Origin of the sequence: Enorma burkinafasonensis, from assembly GCF_902150035.1 — a bacterium.
In the GTDB taxonomy this organism is placed as follows: domain Bacteria; phylum Actinomycetota; class Coriobacteriia; order Coriobacteriales; family Coriobacteriaceae; genus Enorma; species Enorma burkinafasonensis.
In genome coordinates this window covers 206,514-225,924 of record NZ_LR597501.1, presented here as the reverse complement: position 1 = coordinate 225,924, position 19,411 = coordinate 206,514, and the positions used below count along the sequence as shown (strand labels likewise).

Sequence of the window (19,411 nt, the reverse complement as noted above, 5' to 3'; positions counted from 1 at the left end):
TACAGGGTCTATCTACTCGAGGGAGCGTCGCCGTTACGCGTCGCCCTTCGGCGTAGTCTTGGATGCGGCCTTCTTGGCCGCGGTGCGGGTGCCTGCCGCCTTCTTGGCGGCGGGCTTCGAAGCGGCCTTCGCCTTCGCGGCGGTCTTGGCCGTTGTCTTGGTCGCGCCCGTGCCCTTCTTGGTGGCGGTGCGCTTCGTCGCGGGCTTCTTCACCGGAGCGGCGCCCGGGTCGGTGATCGGGGCGGTCTTGCGCGCGCCGGTGCGGCGCTTGGGCTTGGGCGGGACGTAGGAGCTCGGCCCCTGGCGCTTGAGCACGATGCCGGCCAGCCCCGGCAGCGCGATGGTGAGCGAGTTCTCGCAACCGTTCCACGGGTAGGGGACGCTCATGTACACGGCGTTGTCGGTGTAGCCGCTGCCGCCGTACTCCGGCTCGTCGGAGTTGAACACGACCTCCCAGTCGCCCTCGCGCGGGACGCCGAGGTGGAAGTCCGTATAGGAGGCGGGGTCGAAGTTGATGATGACGACGAGGTCGTCGGCGGGGTCGTTGCCGTGCCGGACGAAGGAGATGATGGACTGCTTGGCGTTGTCCGCGTCGATCCAGGTGAAGCCGTCCTCGGTGTAGGAGCGCTCCCAGAAGGCGGGCTCGGAGGCGTAGAGGTGGTTGAGCGCCTTGATGAACGCCTGGTGGCGCGCATGGGTCTCGAACTGCTCGGTCAAGAACCACTGGATCGACTCGTAGTAGCGCCACTCGATGAACTGGGCGATCTCGTCGCCCATGAACGTGAGCTGCGCGCCGGGGTGCGCCATCTGGTAGAACGCGAGCGTGCGGAGGCCGGCGAACTGGCGCCACCAGTCACCGGGCATGCGCCCGATGAGCGAGCACTTGCCGTTCACGACCTCGTCGTGCGAGAGTGGCAGGACGAAGTTCTCGTTGAAGGCGTACATCATCGAGAAGGTGAGCAGGCGGTGGTTACCCGGGCGCCAGGGGAAGTCGGTCTGCATGTAGTGCAGGGTGTCGTTCATCCAGCCCATGTCCCACTTGTAGTGGAAGCCCAGGCCGCCCTCCTCGGGCGGGTAGGTCACGAGCGGCCAGGCGGTCGACTCCTCGGCGATCATCATGACGTCGGGGAACTGGCGGCCCACCGCGGCGTTGACCTGGCGGATGAACGCGGAGGCGTCGAGGTCCTCCTCGGTGCCGTACTTGTTGAACTTCTTCTGGCCGGGGTCGTCCACGCCGAAGTTCAGGTAGAGCATGCTCGAGACGCCGTCCATGCGCAGGCCGTCGGCATGGAAGAGCTCGATCCAGAAGAGCGCGTTGGAGACCAGGAAGCTGCGCACCTCGCCGCGGCCGAAGTCGAACTTGTGCGTGCCCCAGTTGGGATGGATCTCGCGCTCGTAGAGCATCTGCCCGTTGAAGGTCGCGAGGCCCTCGTCGTTGGCGCAGAAGCCGCCGGGGACCCAGTCGAGGATGACGCCGATGCCCGCCTGGTGGCAGGCGTCGATGAAGTGCATGAAGCGCTTGGGCTCGCCGAAGCGCGCGGTCGCCGCGAAGTAGCCGGTGCCCTGGTAGCCCCACGAGCCGTCGAAGGGGTGCTCCATCACGGGCATGACCTCGATATGGGTGTAGCCCATCTCGCGCACGTAGTCCACGAGCTCGACCGAGAGGTCGTCATAGGTGTAGAAGGTGCCGCGCTGTGCGGGGAAGGGGTCGCCGGGCCCGGGATAGGTTCCGTCCTCGCGCGGCTCGCCCTGCGGCTCGTCGCCGTGACGCTTCCAGCTGCCCAGATGGACCTCGTAGATGTCGAGCGGGCGCTCCATGTGGTCGTGTGAGCGGCGCTCCTCGATGAACGCCTCGTCGCCCCAGGTGTAGCCGGCGAGGTCCATGAGGCGCGAGGCGGTGCCGGGCGCCTGCTCGGCGTAGAAGCCGTAGGGGTCGGCCTTGTAGAGGAGCCGCCCGTCCTCGCACTCGATGACGTACTTATAGAGGTCGCCCTCTGAGAGCCCGCCGACGAAGCCCTGCCAGATGCCGCCGCCGATATGCTCGAGCGGGTTCGCCCACGAGTCCCAGCCGTTGAAGTCGCCCACCACGTGGACGCTCTTGACGTCGGGTGCCCAGACGCCGAAGTGCCAGCCGGAGACGCCGTCCTGGACATCGGGGTGCGCGCCCATCTTCTCCCAGCTGCGTTGCCAGATGCCGGCGGCGAACAGGTTGATATCGTCCTGCGTGATGATGAGGCAGGGTTCCTGAGCGGCGGGCGTCCCCTCCGCCGGCGCGGCGTTGGCGGTCGTGGCTTTGCGGGTGCTCATGGGCGCTTCCAATCGTTCGGGCGGCTGGCATGCCGCCATCCGATAAGGCTGTCCGGGATCCTGACTGCGCATCGGTCTGAACGTTCGGCCGCGTTCCACAAGCGTGCACGCCGATGGAACCTAGACGTGAATAGGATACCATGCGCGCCCTCGGCGGCACCCTGCAAGGCGGGGGACGGTAGCGAGCGGTCCGTGGAGTTGCCGATGCGCGCCGGCTGTAGAGGCTCCCGTCTGCTACCATGCCCACGTACACCGACGACTCGCGCGCGACGCGCTCCGGGAGGGCGATACCATGGCACGGCCTGCTGCGTTCATCTTCGATTGCGATGGGACCATACTCGACTCGATGGGCATGTGGATCACCGTCCAGCCGCGGTTCCTCGCGCGCTACGGCATCGAGGCGACCGATAGGGACTTCGCGCGCTTCGAGCACCTCTCGATGGAGGAGGAGTGCGTCGCCTACCACGAGACCTGGGGCATCGAGGAATCCGGTGAGGCGGTGCGCGCGGTCTTCACCGAGGTCCTCCGCGAGCAGTACACCAACCATGTCGAGGCCCGCGACGGCGTCCAGGCGTTTCTGGAGGAGGCGCATCGCGCGGGCATCCCCATGGGCATCGCGACCTCCACGCAGGCCGACCTCGTTGCCGCCGGCCTCGCCGCGCAGGGGCTCGACCGCTACTTCCTCACGATCACGACGACGGGCGAGTCGGGCCGCTCGAAGCAGTTCCCCGATGTCTACGAGCTCGCGCTCGAGCGCGTGAGCCCCGCGGCGGGCTTGGGGCCGGTCGACTACGGCGACGTCTGGGTGTTCGAGGACGCCCCGTTCGGGCTCAGGAGCGCGCGCGACGCCGGCATGCGCACGCTCGGGATCTTCGACCCCCACGGCCGCGCCTCCCGCGACGAGGTCCGCAGCCTCTCCGACGTGTTCGTGGACGGCTACCCCGAGCTCACCGTTGAGCGCCTCGCGGCGTACTAGGGGGGTGCGGCCATGTTCGCAGCGAGCCCCTCTACGGGAGCGGAGCCTTGCGTGCTGCTCGTGGGCGGGTCTCCGGCCCCCTCGTCCGCCGGCACGATCGAGCGGGCGGCCGAGGGCTGCGTCGCCGTCGTGGCGATCGACCGGGGGCTCGACGCCCTCGCGCATGCGGGCTTGGGATGCGACCTGTTCTGCGGCGACGTCGATTCCGCGAGCGAGGCCGCAGCGGCGCGCGTGCGCTCGGCGGAGGATGCGTCGCGCCGCGGCGCCGCGGCGCCGTTCGAGGTCGTCCGCTACAACCCCCACAAGGACGACACCGACCTCGGGCTCGCGCTCACCGAGGTCGCCCGCCGGTGGCCGGGCTCCGCGCTGCGCGCGACCTGCCTCGCCGGCGGCAGTCCCGACCATGCCCTCGCGGTGATGGGGCGCCTGACGACCTGGGACGGGAAGGTGTGTTTCGTAGAGGACGGCTTTTCCGGCTGCATCCTCAAGGACGGCATGAGCTACTCGATCGAGGGGGCGCACGGGTGCCGCTTCTCGTTCGTGCCGCTGTCGCCTGTCGCGACGGTCTCGGAGGCGGGTATGCGCTGGGAGCTCGATAGGGCCGAGGTGCCGCTCCTGTCGGACCTCGGCATCTCGAACGTGATCGAGCGCGACCAGGCGTCCATTACCTGCCATGAGGGGCGCATCGCCTGCTGGCTCTTCTCGTGAGCGCGTGCTCGTCGTCCTTGTCCGGCCCTTCCCCGGTCACGAGGGAGAATTCACCTGCCTCGACGGCTCGGCTGACGGCTGACATAGACACATTTTTCGATTTTGCACGGCTGTATCTCGGCATTTACCGGTGTGGATTCTCCACCCGGCGGATATCTCATGACATTTTCCCAGTTGGCAAGGGCGTCGATCGGCCTTGCAGGAGCCCCAATCGCGCAAAATCGAAAAAACTGTCTAGATGACGATCGGATAGGGTGAAAAAGGGGCCCCGACGAATGTCGGGGCCCTGTTGCGAGGTCATATGCCTCATGCGCAGACGCGTCGCGCGGTGATGGCGGCATCCGCCGGATATCCGGAGCGCCGTCGAGCGCCGGCCGCTTACTGGTAATCGAACACGTCGATCCAGCTGAGGAGGAACTCCTCGTCGACCTTGCGCTTGCGCGCGAGCTCGGAAGCGGCGATGACGGGCATCCACTGGTGGACGATCTGCATCGGCATGTCGGCGCGCTCGCAATAGGTCTCGAGGTAGGCCTCGGCCTGCTCCTTGCTCTTCAGGGCGAAAAGCAGGTAGGTCATCGCGACGTCGGCGGCCGGAGCGCCCTGGGTGGCGTGCGCCCAGTCGCAGACGGCGAGCTTGCCGTCCTCGCCGACGATGACGTTCGACGGGTTGAAGTCGCCGTGGCACACGCTCTGGCCCTTCTTGAGGCCGTCGAGGCGCTCGAGGAGGTTGTAGCGGGTGGTCGCGTTGATCTGCTCGAGCGAGTTGATCATGCGGGCGTACTTGGCGTCCTGGCGGTTGAGCAGCGGCGAGCTGTAGCCGTGGATCTCGATCTGGAGGTCGACGAACTGCTCGAGGTACTCACCGAAGCGCTGGGGCTCGGCGTCGATCTTCTCGGCGAGGGTGACGCCGGGGACCTTGCTCGTGATGAGGGCCCAGCCGGACTCGGCGCCCTCGACCTCGGTGACCTCGAGCGCCTTGGGGCTCGGGATGCCGCACTCGTTGATGCGGGCGAGGTTCAGCGCCTCGTTGAAGACGTCGGAAACGGGCTTGGTCTCGTTGAACACCTTCGCGATCTTATCGCCCAGGTCGTAGACGACCTTGTTGCCGCGGCGGGCGAGCTCGGTCTTGGAATCGGGAAGAATCATCGTTCAACGTCCTTTCTCTCAAGGGTTGAGAGGCTTGGGTTCCGGGGGCGCCGGGATGCCACGCATCCCGGCGCGATGGGAAACCTTAGACCTCGTAGGACTGGGGCTCGCGGCCGTAGTACGCGTCGAGGTAGAGCTCCTTGATCTCGCTGATGAGCGGGTAGCGCGGGTTGGCGCCGGTGCACTGGTCGTTGAAGGCCTGCTCGCTCATCTCGTCGAGGGTGTCGAGGAAGTACTGCTCGTCCACGCCGTACTCGGCGATGGTCTTCTTGATGCCGATGGTGTCCATGAGCTCCTCGAGCTTGGCGATGAAGTTCTCGAACACCTCGCGGTCGTCCTTGCCGGTGCAGCCGCAGTAACGGCCGAGGTCGGCGTAGTCCTTGAGCGCGTGCGGGTACTGGTACTGCGAGAAGGTGCCCATCTTGACGGGCTTCTCGGCGGCGTTGTAGCGCATCACGCGGGTGAGGATCACGGCGTTGGCAAGACCGTGGGGCAGGTGGTGGAAGGCGCCGAGCTTGTGGGCCATGGAGTGGTTCACGCCGAGGAAGGCGTTGGCGAAGGCCATGCCGGCGAGGCAGGAGGCGTTGTGCATCTCCTCGCGGGCGTGCGGGTCGGCGGCGCCCTTCTCGTAGGCCGCGGGCAGGTTCTCGAAGACGAGCTTGGCGGCGCGCATGGAGAGGCCCTTGGTGTAGTCGGAGCTCATGATCGAGACGAAGGACTCGATGGCGTGCGTCATGACGTCGATACCGGAGGCGCAAGTGAGGCCCTTGGGCGCGGTCATCGCGTTGTCGACGTCGACGATGGCCATGTTGGGCAGCAGCGCGTAGTCGGCGATGGGCCACTTGATGCCGGTCTCGGCGTCGGTGATGATGGCGAACGGAGTCACCTCGGAGCCGGTGCCCGAGGAGGTCGGGACGGCGACGAAGTAGGCCTTCTTGCCCATCTCGGGGAAGGTGTAGACGCGCTTGCGGATGTCCATGAAGTCCATGGCCATGTCCTCGAAGTTCGCCTCGGGGTGCTCGTACATGAGCCACATGATCTTGCCGGCGTCCATCGCGGAGCCGCCGCCCACGGCGATGATCACGTCGGGCTCGAACAGGCGCATGCGCTCGACGCCGCGCTCGGCGTCCTGCAGGCGCGGGTCGGGCTGGATGTCGTAGAAGGCATCGTGCGCGACGCCCATCTCGTCGAGCTTGGCCTCGATGGCCTTGCAGTTGCCGTTCTTGTAGAGGAACTGGTCGGTGACGATGAAGGCGCGCTTCTTGCCCATGACGCGGCCGATCTCGTCGAGCGCGACGGGCGTGGAGCCCTTCTTGAAGTAGACCTTCTCCGGAGCGCGGAACCACAGCATGTTCTCGCGGCGCTCCGCCACGGACTTGATGTTCAGCAAGTGCTTCACCCCAACGTTCTCGGAAACGGAGTTGCCGCCCCAGGAGCCGCAGCCCAGCGTGAGGGACGGCTTCATGGCGAAGTTGTACAGGTCACCGATGCCGCCCTGGCTGGAAGGCGTGTTGATCACGATGCGGCAGGCCTTCATGGTCTCCTGGAACAGCGCGATCTTGTCCTTCTCGGCGGGGTGGACGTAGAGCGAGGCGGTGTGGCCCGGGCCGCCGGCGAGCACGAGGTGCTCGGCCTTGTCGACGGCCTCCTGGAAGTCCTTCGCGTGGTACATGGCGAGCACGGGGGAGAGCTTCTCGTGGCTGAACTCCTCCTTCGTCGGGTCGGTCGAGGTGACCTCGGCGATGAGGATCTTGGTCTTGGCCGGGACCTCGATGCCGGCGAGCTCGGCGATCTTGGCGGCGGGCATGCCGGGGATGCGGTGGTCGAGGGCGCCGTTCTTGAACATGGCCTCGCGCAGGGCCTCGAGCTCCTTGCCCTTCTTGACGAAGTAGCAGCCGCGGCGCTGGAACTCGGCCTTCACCTGGTCGTAGACGGAGTCGAGCGCGGTCACGGACTGCTCGGAGGCGCAGATCATGCCGTTGTCGAACGTCTTGGAGTGGATGATGGAGTTCACCGCGTTCAGGATGTCGGCGGTCTCGTCGATCACGACGGGGGTGTTGCCGGCGCCGACGCCGAGGGCGGGCTTGCCCGAGGAGTAGGCGCTCTTCACCATGCCGGGGCCGCCGGTGGCGAGGATGATGTCGACGTCGCTCATGAGCTTGTTGGTGAGCTCGAGGGTGGGCTGGTCGATCCAGCCGATGATGCCCTCGGGGGCACCGGCCTTGACAGCGGCCTCGAGCACGAGCTTCGCGGCGGCGATGGTGCACTTGGCGGCAGCCGGGTGCGGGGAGATGATGATGGCGTTGCGGGTCTTCAGGCAGATGAGGCACTTGAAGATCGCGGTGGAGGTCGGGTTGGTGGTGGGGATCACCGCGCCGACGATGCCGATGGGCTCGGCCACCTTGGTGATGCCGTAGGCCTCATCGTGCTCGATGACGCCGCAGGTCTTGGTGTTCTTGTAGGCGTTATAGATGTACTCGGCGGCGTAGTGGTTCTTGATGACCTTGTCCTCGAGCACGCCGCGGCCGGTCTCCTCGACCGCGAGCTTGGCGAGCGGGATGCGCGCCTTGTTGGCGGCCATGGCCGCCTGGTAGAAGATCTCGTCGACCTGCTCCTGGGTGTAGGTGGCGAAGACCTTCTGGGCCTCGCGCATGTGCGCGAGCTTGGCCTCGAGGGCGTCGACGGAGTCCACGACCTCAGGGGCTGCCGGTACCGTTGGCTTTTTCACCATGTGTCTCTCCTTGCGACTGGTGACTTACCCTACGGCTTAAAGTTTAGCAAGATATTTCTCGGCGAACGGCAGATTTCCGGCAAACGGTAAATTAAAGCGCTTCAATCTTTTTAAGCGCTTCAATTGTAAAGGCACAGTTAGAGCCCCTGCATGGTTTCCGTAACGATAGGGGGTCGGGCGGCGCTGCGGAAGGGCTTGCATCGGGGAGGGCATGGGGTCTCGCGTGAACGGCGCGCTTTGGTTTTCGTGCCGGGAACGACCGGAATGAAAAAAGGCGCACCCGAAGGGATGCGCCCAAGGCACAACGATGTTCCCAAGGAGAGGGAGCGCTACGAGCGGGCGACCTTGCCGGACTTGAGGCAGTTGGTGCACACGTTCATCTTCTTGCGCTGACCGTCGACGACGCAGTAGACGCGCTGGATGTTGGGACGGAACTTACGGTTGGTCACACGGTGGGAGTGGCTGATGGAGCGACCAGCAACGGGGTGCTTACCGCAGACTTCGCAAACTTTGGACATATTCAAACCCTCCTTGGGTGGTCTGGAATCATCCGGCTGAACAAACAGATAGGAACTATAGCACAGAACGTCGTTCCTGCGTGCAATTTTCATGATTATTGGGAGGAATGGCCGTTGGTGCCCCCGGCGCGCCGGCGGTATGGGGTCCGCGACGGCCGCCGGGAGCCCCGCAGCAAGATGCTTCGGTACCGAAGCAATGGAGATGCTGTGGCGGAGATTCCTTCCTCCCGATGCCGCCTCTGGGACGGCGGGGGGCGGGTAGAACAGATGCATTTGCGCACCGGGGCATGGGTTCCCCGCTGCCGGCATGGAGGGACCGTCACGTGAAGACATTCGGATTTCTCAAGGGCCACCTTCTGAACCTGGTGATTGCCCTCGCCCTGCTCTGCATCCAGGCGAACTGCGAGCTCACGCTGCCCGGGCTCATGAGCGACATCGTCGATGTGGGCATCAGCCAGGGCGGTATCGAGAGCCCCGTGCCGGACAAGATTCGCGCCGACGACCTCGCCCAGGTCGAGCTCTTCCTCACGGAGGACGAGGTCGCGCAGGTCGAGGCTGCCTACAGCGCGGGGACGGGCGACGCCGTCCGCTCCTTCACGGGCACCGCCGACGACCGCGCCGCGCTCGAGCGACCCCTCGCCGAAGCGGAGATGCTCGTCTACCAGATGGCACAGGGCATCCCGACCGAAACGTTCGCCCAAAGCGTCGGGCAGGTGTTCTCGACCGGCACCTCGCCGGAGGCGCAGGTCGCCGCTCTCCAGCAGATGGAGGCCGTCTTCGGCGATACCATCGATATGGACGACATCTCAAAGCTCGTGGACGCGGGCCTGCTCTCGGCTGGCGACCTCGCCGCGTCGCGCGCCGCCATCGTCGACGCGCTCGGCGACACGGGCGACAGCATCGTCTCCTCGCGCGCCATCGCCTACGTGAGCGGCGCCTACGAGCGCGCCGGCGTCGACCTCAACGAGGTGCAGAGCGATTACCTCTTCCGCCAGGGCGCGACCATGCTCGGCTTCGCGCTGCTCTCGGCGACGTGCGCCATCGCCGCCGCCTTCAACGCGTCGAAGACCTCGGCCGCCATCGCGCGCGACCTGCGCCACGAGCTCTACGGCCGCGTGCTCGACTTCTCGCCGGCCGAGATGAACACGTTCTCCGCCGCCTCGCTCATCACGCGCGCCACGAACGATATCCAGCAGATCCAGATGGTGCTCGTCATGTGCATGCGCATCGTGCTCTTCGCGCCGTGCATGGGCATCGGGTCGCTCGTGCGCGTGCTCTCGAACCCCGTGGGCCTCGAGCCCATCCTCGTCGTGGCGGTCGCGGCCATCGCCATCGCTATCGCCGTGCTCATGGGCGTGACCATGCCGAAGTTCCGCATCATGCAGAAGCTCGTGGACCGCAACAACCTCATCGCCCGCGAGGTCATCACGGGCATCATGCCCATCCGCGCCTTCGGCCGCCAGGAGTACGAGCAGGAGCGCTACGACGAGGCGAACCGCGAGCTCACGCGCGCCTATATCTTCACGAACCGCTGCATGTCCGTCCTCATGCCCGTCATGCTCCTCGTCATGAACGCCTCGACCGTTGCCATCGTGTGGTTCGGCGGCCAGGGCGTCGACGCCGGGACCATCATGGTGGGCGACCTCATGGCCTACATCAACTATGTGATGCAGGTCATCATGAGCTTCATGATCATCACCATGGTCTCGGTCATGCTGCCCCGCGCCGACGTGGCCGCCGAGCGCGTGCAGGAGGTGCTCGCCACCCATTCGAGCATCGTGGACCCGGCGCCCGAGGCCCGCGTCTCGCGCGAGGACGGGGAGGGCTGGCGTGGCGTCGTGTCCTACAACGACGTCACGTTCACCTATCCGGACGCGGACGTCCCCACGCTCGAGCACGTGAGCTTCACGGTCGAGCCGGGCAAGACCTGCGCGATCATCGGCTCCACGGGCTGCGGCAAGTCGTCGCTCGTGCAACTGCTGCCGCGCCTCTACGACGTCACGGAGGGCTCCATCACGCTCGACGGCGTCGATATCCGCGATATCGGCCTCGCGGAGCTGCGCCGGCAGATCGGCTACGTGCCGCAGAAGCGCATGCTCTTCAGCGGCACGATCGAGAGCAACATCAAGTACGGCGACCCGGCCATGTCCGACGCCGACATGGTCGAGGCGGCCCAGATCGCGCAGGCGACGGAGTTCATCGAGGCCAAGCCCGACGGCTACGAAAGCCCCATCGCGCAGGGCGGGTCGAACGTCTCGGGCGGCCAGAACCAGCGCCTGTCCATCGCGCGCGCCCTGGCGATCAAGCCTCGCGTTCTCGTCTTCGACGATTCGTTCAGCGCGCTCGACTACAAGACCGACGCGACGCTCCGCGCCGAGCTCGCGCGCTGCGCGGGCGATGCCGCGGTGATTATCGTCGCGCAGCGCATCGCGACCATCATGCACGCGGAGGAGATCATCGTGCTCGATGACGGCCGCGTGGTGGGCAAGGGCACGCACGAGGAGCTCCTGTGCACCTGCCCGGAGTACCTCGAGATTGCGAAGAGCCAGCTCTCGGCCGAGGAACTCGGCCTCGATAAGGAGCCCGCCGCCGCGGATGCGGTGGCCCTGGAAGGGGGTGGGCGCTGATGCCGGGACCCATGGGAGGGCGCGGGCCTGCCGCCGAGCGCGCCAAGGATTTCAAGGGCACCATCGTGAAGCTCGTGTCCTACATCGCCCGGGAGCGCGCGGCGCTCATCGTCGCCATCGCGTGCGCGATCGGATCGGTGGTCTTCAACGTCATCGGGCCGCGCATCCTCGGCCAGGCGACGACGAAGCTCTTCGAGGGTATCGCGCAGAAGGTCGCCGGCACGGGTACGGTCGACTTCGCGGGAATCGGGTACATCCTCGCGACGCTCATGTGCCTCTACGCCACGTCCGCCTTCCTCAACTTCCTGCAGGGCTGGCTCATGACGGGCATCACGCAGCGCGTGTGCTACCGCCTGCGCCGCGAGATCATCCAGAAGGTCGACCGCATGCCGCTCGGCTACTTCGAGACGAACTCCGTGGGCGACGTGCTCTCGCGCGTGACGAACGATGTCGACACGCTCGGCCAGTCGCTCAACCAGAGCGTGACGCAGCTCGTGACATCCGTGACGCAGCTCATCGGCGTGACGGTCATGATGCTCACGGTCTCGATCACGCTCGCGGGCGTCACGTTCCTCACGATCCCCGTGTCGCTCGCGCTCGTGGTGCTCGTGGTGCGCATGTCGCAGCGCTACTTCCGTCGGCAGCAGGTGCTCCTCGGCCGCGTCGACGGCATCATCGAGGAGAGCTTCTCCGGGCAGAACGTCATCAAGGTCTTCAACCGCGAGACGCGGGCGCTCGATGAGTTCGATGTCGAGAACAGGGGGCTCTTCGAGTCCGGCTGGCGCTCGCAGTTCCTCTCCGGTCTCATGCAGCCCATCATGAACTTCGTCGCGAACCTCGCCTACGTGGCGGTCGTGTCGATCGGCGCCTTCCTTGCCGTGTCGGGCGCCATCACGGTCGGCGACATCCAGGCGTTCATGCAGTACGTGCGCAACTTCACGCAGCCCATCACGCAGCTCACGCAGGTCTCCAACATGCTGCAGATGCTCTCGGCGGCAGCGGAGCGCGTCTTCGAGTTCCTCGCGGAGCCCGAGGAGAGCCCGGATGCGAAGGCAGCCGAGCTGCCCGCGTGCCGCGGCGCGGTCGCCTTCGACCACGTGCGCTTCGGGTACGTGCCCGAAAAGACGATCATCCACGACTTCAGCTGCAGGGTGGAGCCCGGGCAGACCGTCGCCATCGTGGGTCCCACGGGCGCCGGCAAGACGACCCTCATGAAGCTCCTCATGCGCTTCTACGACGTGGATGACGGCTCGATTTCCATCGACGGCGTGGACCTGCGCGCCATGCCGCGCGACGAGCTGCGGGCGAACTTCGCCATGGTGCTCCAGGACACTTGGCTCTTCAAGGGCTCGATCCTGGAGAACATCCGCTACGGGCGCGCCGATGCCACCGACGACGAGGTGCGTGCCGCCGCCCGCGCCGCGCTCGCGGACCACTTCATCCGCACGCTCCCGGGCGGGTACGACTTCGAGCTCAACGAGGACGCGTCGAACGTGAGCCAGGGCCAGCGGCAGCTCCTCACCATCGCGCGCGCCTTCATCGCCGACCGCCCGATCCTCATCCTGGACGAGGCGACCTCGAACGTGGACACGCGTACCGAGGAGCGCATCCAGCGCGCCATGGATGCCCTCATGCAGGGGAGGACGAGCTTCGTGATCGCGCACCGGCTCTCGACCATCCGGGGCGCCGACCTCATCTTGGTGCTCGACGACGGCGATATCGTCGAGAAGGGCACGCACGAGGAGCTGCTCGCCCGGGGCGGCTTCTACGCGAAGCTCTATAACGCCCAGTTCGAGGACGTCCGCGAGCCCTGAGGGCGCGCCGGCGGACCGCCAGTACCGGCGGGCGCGCGGAGCCGCACGGCGCGGCGGCCGCTCTATGACAGGCCGTCGAGCTCCTTGCAGACGCGCTCGAGCGCATGGTAGTTGGCGATGACGAAGAGCTTGCGGCCGTCGTGCGCGTCGAGCCCGTCGAGGACGGAGGCGACGGTGTCGGCGCGCGTGGCGGCGATGCCCGCCGCCTCGAGCGCGCGCTCGAGGGGCTCGGCGATCTCGCCGCCGAAGAACACCGGCACGCCCGAGCCCGCCGCGCCCGCGAGCGCGCTGAACTCGATGCCGTCGACCCAGCTGTAGTCGCCGTTGCACTCCACCATGTCGTCCATGAGGAAGGCGACCGCGTAGGGCTCGGGGTACTTGAGCGCCATGCGGATGTTCTGGTTGAAGCCGACGGGGTTCTTGGCCATGTTCGTCATGATCGCGCGGCCGCGGACGCGGTACTCCTGCAGGCGCCCGTTTCTGGGGTCGAAGGTCGAGACCGCGCGCCTGAAGGCCTCGTCGGGGCAGCCGAGCAGCGCCGTCGCGATGCGCACGGCGAGCACGTTGTACACCATATAGAGTCCGGTGCAGGGCACCTCGACGTCGACGAGCGAGAAGTCGCGGCCGCCGGCGAGGGCGGTCGCGCCGGCGATGTCGATGAGGTAGCCGGCTTCGGTCTCGCGGATGTTGCGTGCGACGACGTCGAGCTTTGGCGCCGCGGCGCCGCAGGCAGGGCAGCTCCAGCGGCCGAGCTGGGTGTAGCGGCGCAGGGCGTACGAGAGCGGCCCGCCGCACACGGGGCAGCGCGCCCCCTCGAACGCGTCGGCGCCGTCGTCGGCGAGCGCGCCCTCGATACCGAAGGCGACCGTGTCGTGCGCGGAGCCGGCGCGCTCGACGACGGCCTGGCAGTTGGGGTCGTCGCCGTTCAGCACGAGCGTCATCCCGGGAGCGCCGTCGAGCGCCTGGGCGATGGCGTCGTAGATGCGGTCCATGCTGCCGAAGCGGTAGATCTGGTCGCCCTCGAAGAGGTTGATGAGGCAGAAGATGCGCGGGTCGAGCTTGGGCGTGACGAAGCGCGTGTACATCTCGTCGCACTCGAGGAAGGCGAAAGCCGCGCGCCGGGGGTCGATGAGGGCGGTGACGATGCCGGCCTCGAGGTTCGAGCCCGCGCGGTTGCAGAACACCTCCGCGCCCGCCTCGGCCAGGCAGCTCGCCATGAGGTTGTTCGTCGTGGTCTTGCCGTTGGTGCCCGTCGTGACGACGGCCGCCTCGGTGATCTTGCCCGCCTCGAACGAGAGGACGTCGCGATCGAGGCGCATGGCGACCTCGCCGGGGAAGTTGCCCGCGTTCATGCCGAGTGCGTGCTCGAGGTCGCGGACGCGGCGGGCGGTGAAGCAGGCGAGGCGGGGGAAGGGCATGGGGCTCCTAACGGTCGAGCGGCTGGATGCCGCGCATTGCTTTAGAAATGCTGAACATATACTTAACGGTTCGTAAGGATACCTAATGGGAAGCGCCGCGGTACCCGCGCGCCTGCGCCCCCACATCCCGAGTGCATCTCCGGGGGCGCCCGGCCGCCGGCGGAAGGAGTGCTTGAAGAAAACCTGAGCGGGCGGCCGACCCGCCGATTTGAGCTGCACCGCGCCGGGCGTCGTAGTAAGATACTTAGGATTAACGGTCGATTCCCCGTGTCGATGCGTGCGCATCAGATAAGGAGCTACCAGTGCCAGAGATCATTTGCGGAAGCCTCAGCGTCTCCAACGACGTCATCGCCGATATCGCCGGTTACGCCGCCATGTCCTGCTACGGCGTGGTGGGCATGGCCGAGCAGCTGCAGGGCGCGGAGAGCGTGCGCCTGCTCGCGGGCCAGCGCCTGCGCAAGGGCGTGCTCGTCTCGACCACCGACGAGGGGCTGCTCGTCGACCTCCACGTGGTGCTGGAGAGCGGCGTCAACATGAAGTCCGTCTGCGAGAACCTCTCGAGCGCCGTGGCGTTCACCCTCCAGGAGATCGCGCAGATCGACCCTGCCCACCTGAAGGTCATCATCCACGTCGATGCCCTCAAGAACCGCGCCTAGTGCCCGCGCGGCAGCCTCACCACGAACGATAGACGGAGATACACGCTGATGATTGCGAAGACCATCCGAACCTGCTTTCCCATCGCCGCCGCCGCGGTATCCGATAAGTCCGAGGACATCAACAAGCTGAACGTCTTCCCGGTGCCCGACGGCGACACCGGCACCAACATGTCGCTCACGCTCGCCTCGGTCGTGAAGGAGCTCGCGGCGCTGCCCGCCGACGCCGACATGGAGGCCATCGCGGGCGCCATCACCCACGGGTCGCTCATGGGCGCGCGCGGCAACTCGGGCGTCATCACCTCCCAGATCCTGCGCGGCGTGGCCGAGGGTCTCATCGGCGCGACCGACCCCGTCTCGTCCGCCGACATCGCCCAGGCGCTCCGCCGCTCGGTGAAGGTCGCCTTCAAGGCCGTCCGCAAGCCGGTCGAGGGCACGATTCTCACCGTGCTGCGCGACATCTCCTCCCGCGCCGACGCCTGCGAGAAGGCGCGCGACTCGGTGGAGGAGACGCTCGACGCCATCGTCGTCGAGGCGTACGAGTCGGTCGCCCGCACGCCCGACCTGCTCCCCGTGCTCAAGGAGAACGGCGTCGTGGACTCCGGCGCGTTCGGCTTCGCGATCTTCCTCGAGAACTTCGTCGCCGCGGCGCTCGGCCGCTCCACGGTCAAGGTCGAGGAGTTCTCGGCCACCTTCGATGCGGACTCGGCGCGCGAGGGCGCGCTCGCCCAGGTGAAGATCGAGGCGAACGACGACTGGGAGGGCTCGGAGTACCGCTACTGCAACGAGTTCCTCTTCAAGGCCGACGCCCCCTTCGACGAGGACGAGTGCCTGGCGTTCCTCGCCTCCATGGGCGACTGCGAGCTCCTCGTGGGGTCGTACCCCGACTACAAGATCCACGTGCACAGCAACACGCCCAACCTCGTGCTCGAGCACATGCTCCAGCTCGGCCAGATCTACGAGGTGTTCATCCACAACATGGACATGGAGAGCGCCGAGCGCACCGCCAAGATCCATGAGGACCAGGACGGCGCCCCCGCCGCGCCGGCCAAGCCGCTCGGCTTCGTCGCCGTCGCCGCCGGCTCGGGCGAGGCCGAGATCCTGGAGTCGCTCGGCGTCGACGTGGTCGTCTCGGGCGGCCAGACCATGAACCCCTCCACCGCCGACCTGCTCGACGCGGTGATGCGCGTCAACGCCGAGGCGGTCATCATCCTGCCCGACAACGGCAACATCCGCATGGCCGCCGAGGCCGCCGCGAGCGCCTGCGAGGACAAGCGGGTCGCGGTGGTGCCCACCAAGACCGTGCCGCAGGCCTTCAGCGCGCTGTTCGCGGTGCTTCCCGACTCCTCGCTCGAGGACGCGGTCGCCGCGATGACCGAGGCCATCGGCGAGGTCCGCGACGGGGAGGTCACCACCGCCGTCCGCGACTCGTCCGCCGCCGACGGCTCACCGATCCACGCGGGTGACGTCATGGGCATCGTCTCCGGCTCCATCGAGGTGGTCGGCTCCGACGTCAAGCAGGTCACCCTCGAGTGCATCAACCGCATGCAGGAGGACGAGGAGGGCGACTCCCTCACCATCCTCGCCGGCGCCGACATGTCCGACGAGGACTTCGAGGACCTGATCGCCGCCATCGAGGAGGCCCAGCCCGACCTCGAGATCGATTCGCACCGCGGCGAGCAGCCGCTGTACCCCGTCATCTTCTCGATCGAGTAGGCACGGGGTCCATGGAACACGAGACCGCCCGCTACGCGGTGCCCCGCGTCGCGGGCCGTCTTTTGCGCGCCTCCATGCTCGACGAGGACGTCGCGCGCCTGAAGTACGTCTCGGGCGCGCGCGAGGAGGCCCTGCGCAGGCTCGGCGTGGACACGGTGGGCGACCTGCTCATGCGAGTTCCCCGCCGCTATCTCGACTTCAGCCACGCCTACACCATCGAGGAGGCGCCGCTCGGGCAGGTCGCGACCGTCGTCGCGACGGTCGACCGGGTGCGCGAGAAGCGCCCCCGGCCGCGGCTCTCCGTGGTGGAGGTGTCCCTCGTCGACGGGACGGGCGTCCTGCAGGTAGCCTTCTTCAAGCAGCCCTGGATCGCCCGCGACCTCTCCCAGGGCGACCGGCTCGCCGTGATGGGCAAGGTCGAGTTCGCCTACGGGTTCAAGCAGATGTCCTCGCCGCACTTCGAGAAGCTCGACGAGCGCGCGCAGTCGGGCACGATCATGCCCGTGCACCCGGTTGGCGAGGGCATATCGGTCGCCTGGATGCGCCGGATCGTCTCCGGCGCGCTCGCCGGGGTGGCGGGCCTTATCGACGCGCTGCCCGCACGGCTGCGTGCCCGCCGCGGCCTCATGAGCGCCTCCGCCGCGCTCAGGGCCATCCATTTCCCCGTCGATTTCGTCGAGCGCGACCGCGCCCGCGAGCGGCTCGCCTACGACGAGCTGCTCTACCTCCAGTTGGCGCTGCGCCTGCGCAACGACTGCAACCTGCTCGGCATCGCCGGCGTCGCCCACACGCCGGGAAGCCACGTCGAGGCCCTGCGCGCCGCGCTGCCCTTCACGCTCACCGAGGAGCAGGAGGCGGCCGCCCGCGATATCCTCACCGACATGTCCTCGGGTGAGCGCATCATGAACCGGCTGCTTCTGGGTGACGTGGGCACCGGCAAGACCGCGGTCGCCTGCGTCGCGCTGGCCGCGGTCGCCGATACCGGGACGCAGGCGTGCGTCATGGCGCCGACGGGCGTGCTCGCCGGGCAGTACGCCGTGAAGTGCGGGCCCCTGCTCGATGCGGCGGGCATACGGTGGGCGCTCCTCACCGGGGCCACGCCCGCCCGCGAGCGCGCCCACATCACCGCCGAGGCCGCGGCGGGCACCCTCACGGTGCTCTTCGGCACGCATGCCGTCCTCTCCGAGGACGTCACCTTCGCGCGGCTCTCGCTCGTCGTGATCGACGAGCAGCACCGCTTCGGCGTGGGGCAGCGCAACGCCCTGCGCTCCAAGGGCCCCGGCGCCGACCTGCTCGTCATGACCGCCACGCCCATCCCGCGCACGCTCGCCCTGTCCGTCTACGGCGACCTCGACACGAGCGTCATCCGCACGCGGCCGAACGCCGGCGCGGGCGTCACCACGCGGGTGCTCACCGAGCGCAACCGCGACATCGCCTACGGGGCGATCCGCGAGGCGCTCGGCGCGGGGCGGCGCGCCTACGTGATCTGCCCGCTCGTGGAGGACGGTGACGACGCCGGCGAGCTCGAGGACGTGCCCGGCCTCGCCGTCGCGGAGAACGGCGCCGAGCAGCCCAAGGCGCGCCTGCACAGCGTGACCACGGAGCTCGAGCGGCTCGAGCGGGCCTTTCCCGAGGCGAAGGTGGCGGCGCTCCACGGCAGGCTCGCCAACGCCGAGAAGGACCGCGTGATCGACGCCTTCAGGACCGGCGAGGTTGAGATCCTGGTCTCGACCACCGTCGTCGAGGTGGGCGTCGACGTGCCGGAGGCCACGGTCATGGTCATCGAGGACGGGGAGCGCTTCGGTCTCGCGACCCTCCATCAGCTCCGCGGCCGCGTGGGCCGCGGGCGCTGGGCGGGGGAGTGCTATATCATGACGCATGCGAAGGGGAGCGGCGCGCGCTCGACGGCCCAGGAGCGCCTGGAGGCGCTCGAGCGCACCGCGGACGGCTTCGAGCTCGCCGAGCTGGACCTGCGCCTCAGGCACGAGGGCGAGATCTTGGGCCTGAGGCAGCACGGCGGCGTCACCTTGCGCTTCGTCGATCTCGATGCCGACGGCGAGCTCATCGAGGCCGCCCACGACGACGCGGTCGAGCTCCTGCGCTACGCGCCGACGCTTGCCGCCCGGCCCACGCTCCCGCTCCGCCACGAGGTCATCAGGCGCTACGGCGACGTGTTCAGAGAGGTGAGTGGGGGATGAGGATCGTCGGAGGCATCTGGCGCGGCAGGAAGCTCGCCGAGCCCACAGGGCGCGCGGTCACGCGGCCCACGACCGACCGCGTGCGCGAGGCGTGCGCGTCGATCGCGATCTCGGCGCTCGACGAGGGCATCGAGGGCGCGCGCGTGCTCGACGCCTTCGGGGGCTCGGGCGCGCTCGGCATCGAGCTGCTCTCGCGCGGGGCGGCGCACGCCACGTTCTTCGATAGCGACCGGCGTGCGGCAGCCCTCATCAGGCGCAACCTCGAGACGCTCGGTGCCGAGCGGGGGAGCTGGACCGTGGTCACGGCCGACGTGCTCGCCGCGGTCGCGCGCGGCCGGGTGCCGGGCGGCCCCTTCGATGTCGTACTCATCGACCCGCCCTACGCGCTCGGGCCCGCACCGGCCGAGCAGCTGCTCGAGGCGCTCGCGGACCGCGGGCTCATCGCACCGGGCGCCGTCGTGCTGAGCGAGCGCGCGAGCGAGCGCGCGGGCGCGGTGCCCCGCGGCTTCGCGTGCGTGAAGTCCAAGCGCTACGGGGGCACCTCGATCGACGTGCTCCGCCCCACCATGCAACCGGACCAGGAAGGATCTTCGTGATGG

13 protein-coding genes are annotated in these 19,411 nt (G+C 67.8%); 8 read left to right on the top strand and 5 right to left on the bottom strand.

Annotation, left to right across the window (positions count from 1 at the left end; genetic code table 11):
• Positions 1-33: 33 nt before the first annotated feature.
• The gene (glgB, locus tag FS885_RS01040) at positions 34-2,307 is read right to left on the bottom strand and encodes a 1,4-alpha-glucan branching protein GlgB (protein WP_144743117.1); all 2,274 of its coding nucleotides are present in this window, start codon (positions 2,305-2,307) and stop codon (positions 34-36) included.
• Between the two features lie 292 nt (positions 2,308-2,599).
• On the opposite strand from glgB, the gene FS885_RS01035 reads away from it, so the two are divergent.
• Together FS885_RS01035 and FS885_RS01030 are read left to right on the top strand one after the other, a co-directional pair.
• Positions 2,600-3,283 carry an HAD family hydrolase gene (locus FS885_RS01035; RefSeq protein ID WP_144743115.1) on the top strand — a complete coding sequence of 228 codons (684 nt, stop codon included), beginning with the start codon at positions 2,600-2,602 and terminating at the stop codon, positions 3,281-3,283.
• Positions 3,284-3,295: 12 nt separating this feature from the next.
• Positions 3,296-3,991 (top strand): thiamine diphosphokinase, encoded by a 696-nt coding sequence (locus FS885_RS01030; RefSeq protein WP_144743112.1) that lies wholly within the window; start codon positions 3,296-3,298, stop codon positions 3,989-3,991.
• 378 nt (positions 3,992-4,369) lie between these two features.
• Here the strand turns inward: FS885_RS01030 and FS885_RS01025 are convergent, their stop codons facing one another.
• The 3 genes from FS885_RS01025 to rpmB all read right to left on the bottom strand — a co-directional run bounded on the left by FS885_RS01025 (position 4,370) and on the right by rpmB (position 8,386).
• Entirely contained in the window at positions 4,370-5,137 is a 768-nt protein-coding gene (locus FS885_RS01025; RefSeq protein WP_144743110.1) for a phosphotransferase family protein, read from the bottom strand.
• A gap of 85 nt (positions 5,138-5,222) precedes the next feature.
• Positions 5,223-7,868 carry a bifunctional acetaldehyde-CoA/alcohol dehydrogenase gene (gene adhE / locus FS885_RS01020; RefSeq protein ID WP_144743108.1) on the bottom strand — a complete coding sequence of 882 codons (2,646 nt, stop codon included), beginning with the start codon at positions 7,866-7,868 and terminating at the stop codon, positions 5,223-5,225.
• A gap of 329 nt (positions 7,869-8,197) precedes the next feature.
• On the bottom strand, positions 8,198-8,386 hold the full coding sequence (gene rpmB / locus FS885_RS01015) for a 50S ribosomal protein L28 (RefSeq protein ID WP_019128451.1): 189 nt from the start codon (positions 8,384-8,386) through the stop codon (positions 8,198-8,200).
• 323 nt (positions 8,387-8,709) lie between these two features.
• Between rpmB and FS885_RS01010 the strand changes: the two genes are divergently transcribed.
• Both FS885_RS01010 and FS885_RS01005 read left to right on the top strand, forming a co-directional pair.
• Positions 8,710-11,013, top strand: coding sequence for an ABC transporter ATP-binding protein (locus FS885_RS01010; RefSeq protein WP_144743106.1), 2,304 nt, complete (start codon positions 8,710-8,712; stop codon positions 11,011-11,013).
• Entirely contained in the window at positions 11,013-12,827 is a 1,815-nt protein-coding gene (locus tag FS885_RS01005; protein ID WP_144743104.1) for an ABC transporter ATP-binding protein, read from the top strand. The genes FS885_RS01010 and FS885_RS01005 overlap by 1 nt, the downstream gene beginning before the upstream one ends.
• 62 nt (positions 12,828-12,889) lie before the next feature.
• On the opposite strand, the gene FS885_RS01000 is transcribed toward FS885_RS01005, so the two are convergent.
• Positions 12,890-14,245: a MurT ligase domain-containing protein gene (locus FS885_RS01000; protein ID WP_186365716.1), complete on the bottom strand. Its 1,356-nt coding sequence runs from the start codon at positions 14,243-14,245 to the stop codon at positions 12,890-12,892.
• Positions 14,246-14,547: 302 nt separating this feature from the next.
• Here FS885_RS01000 and FS885_RS00995 point away from each other — a divergent pair, with 302 nt between their 5' ends.
• Genes FS885_RS00995 through rsmD form a run of 4 tightly spaced genes read left to right on the top strand, consistent with a single transcriptional unit; the run spans position 14,548 to position 19,408 of the window.
• Positions 14,548-14,901: an Asp23/Gls24 family envelope stress response protein gene (locus FS885_RS00995; RefSeq protein WP_144743100.1), complete on the top strand. Its 354-nt coding sequence runs from the start codon at positions 14,548-14,550 to the stop codon at positions 14,899-14,901.
• Between the two features lie 48 nt (positions 14,902-14,949).
• Positions 14,950-16,614 carry a DAK2 domain-containing protein gene (locus FS885_RS00990; protein ID WP_144743098.1) on the top strand — a complete coding sequence of 555 codons (1,665 nt, stop codon included), beginning with the start codon at positions 14,950-14,952 and terminating at the stop codon, positions 16,612-16,614.
• Between the two features lie 11 nt (positions 16,615-16,625).
• On the top strand, positions 16,626-18,812 hold the full coding sequence (gene recG, locus FS885_RS00985; protein WP_144743096.1) for an ATP-dependent DNA helicase RecG: 2,187 nt from the start codon (positions 16,626-16,628) through the stop codon (positions 18,810-18,812).
• A complete protein-coding gene (gene rsmD, locus FS885_RS00980; protein WP_144743094.1) occupies positions 18,809-19,408 on the top strand; it encodes a 16S rRNA (guanine(966)-N(2))-methyltransferase RsmD in 600 nt (199 codons plus the stop codon). Before recG ends, rsmD begins: the two co-directional genes overlap by 4 nt.
• The last annotated feature ends 3 nt before the right edge of the window (positions 19,409-19,411 follow it).

Excerpts from the sequence above, each read along its gene's own strand:
- adhE (WP_144743108.1), bottom strand. The coding sequence starts at position 7,868 with ATGGTGAAAAAGCCAACGGTACCGGCAGCCCCTGAGGTCGTGGACTCC.
- FS885_RS00990 (WP_144743098.1), top strand. The coding sequence starts at position 14,950 with ATGATTGCGAAGACCATCCGAACCTGCTTTCCCATCGCCGCCGCCGCG.
- rpmB (WP_019128451.1), bottom strand. The coding sequence starts at position 8,386 with ATGTCCAAAGTTTGCGAAGTCTGCGGTAAGCACCCCGTTGCTGGTCGC.
- glgB (WP_144743117.1), bottom strand. The coding sequence starts at position 2,307 with ATGAGCACCCGCAAAGCCACGACCGCCAACGCCGCGCCGGCGGAGGGG.
- rsmD (WP_144743094.1), top strand. The coding sequence starts at position 18,809 with ATGAGGATCGTCGGAGGCATCTGGCGCGGCAGGAAGCTCGCCGAGCCC.
- FS885_RS01030 (WP_144743112.1), top strand. The coding sequence starts at position 3,296 with ATGTTCGCAGCGAGCCCCTCTACGGGAGCGGAGCCTTGCGTGCTGCTC.
- recG (WP_144743096.1), top strand. The coding sequence starts at position 16,626 with ATGGAACACGAGACCGCCCGCTACGCGGTGCCCCGCGTCGCGGGCCGT.
- FS885_RS01000 (WP_186365716.1), bottom strand. The coding sequence starts at position 14,245 with ATGCCCTTCCCCCGCCTCGCCTGCTTCACCGCCCGCCGCGTCCGCGAC.
- FS885_RS01035 (WP_144743115.1), top strand. The coding sequence starts at position 2,600 with ATGGCACGGCCTGCTGCGTTCATCTTCGATTGCGATGGGACCATACTC.
- FS885_RS01025 (WP_144743110.1), bottom strand. The coding sequence starts at position 5,137 with ATGATTCTTCCCGATTCCAAGACCGAGCTCGCCCGCCGCGGCAACAAG.
- FS885_RS01005 (WP_144743104.1), top strand. The coding sequence starts at position 11,013 with ATGCCGGGACCCATGGGAGGGCGCGGGCCTGCCGCCGAGCGCGCCAAG.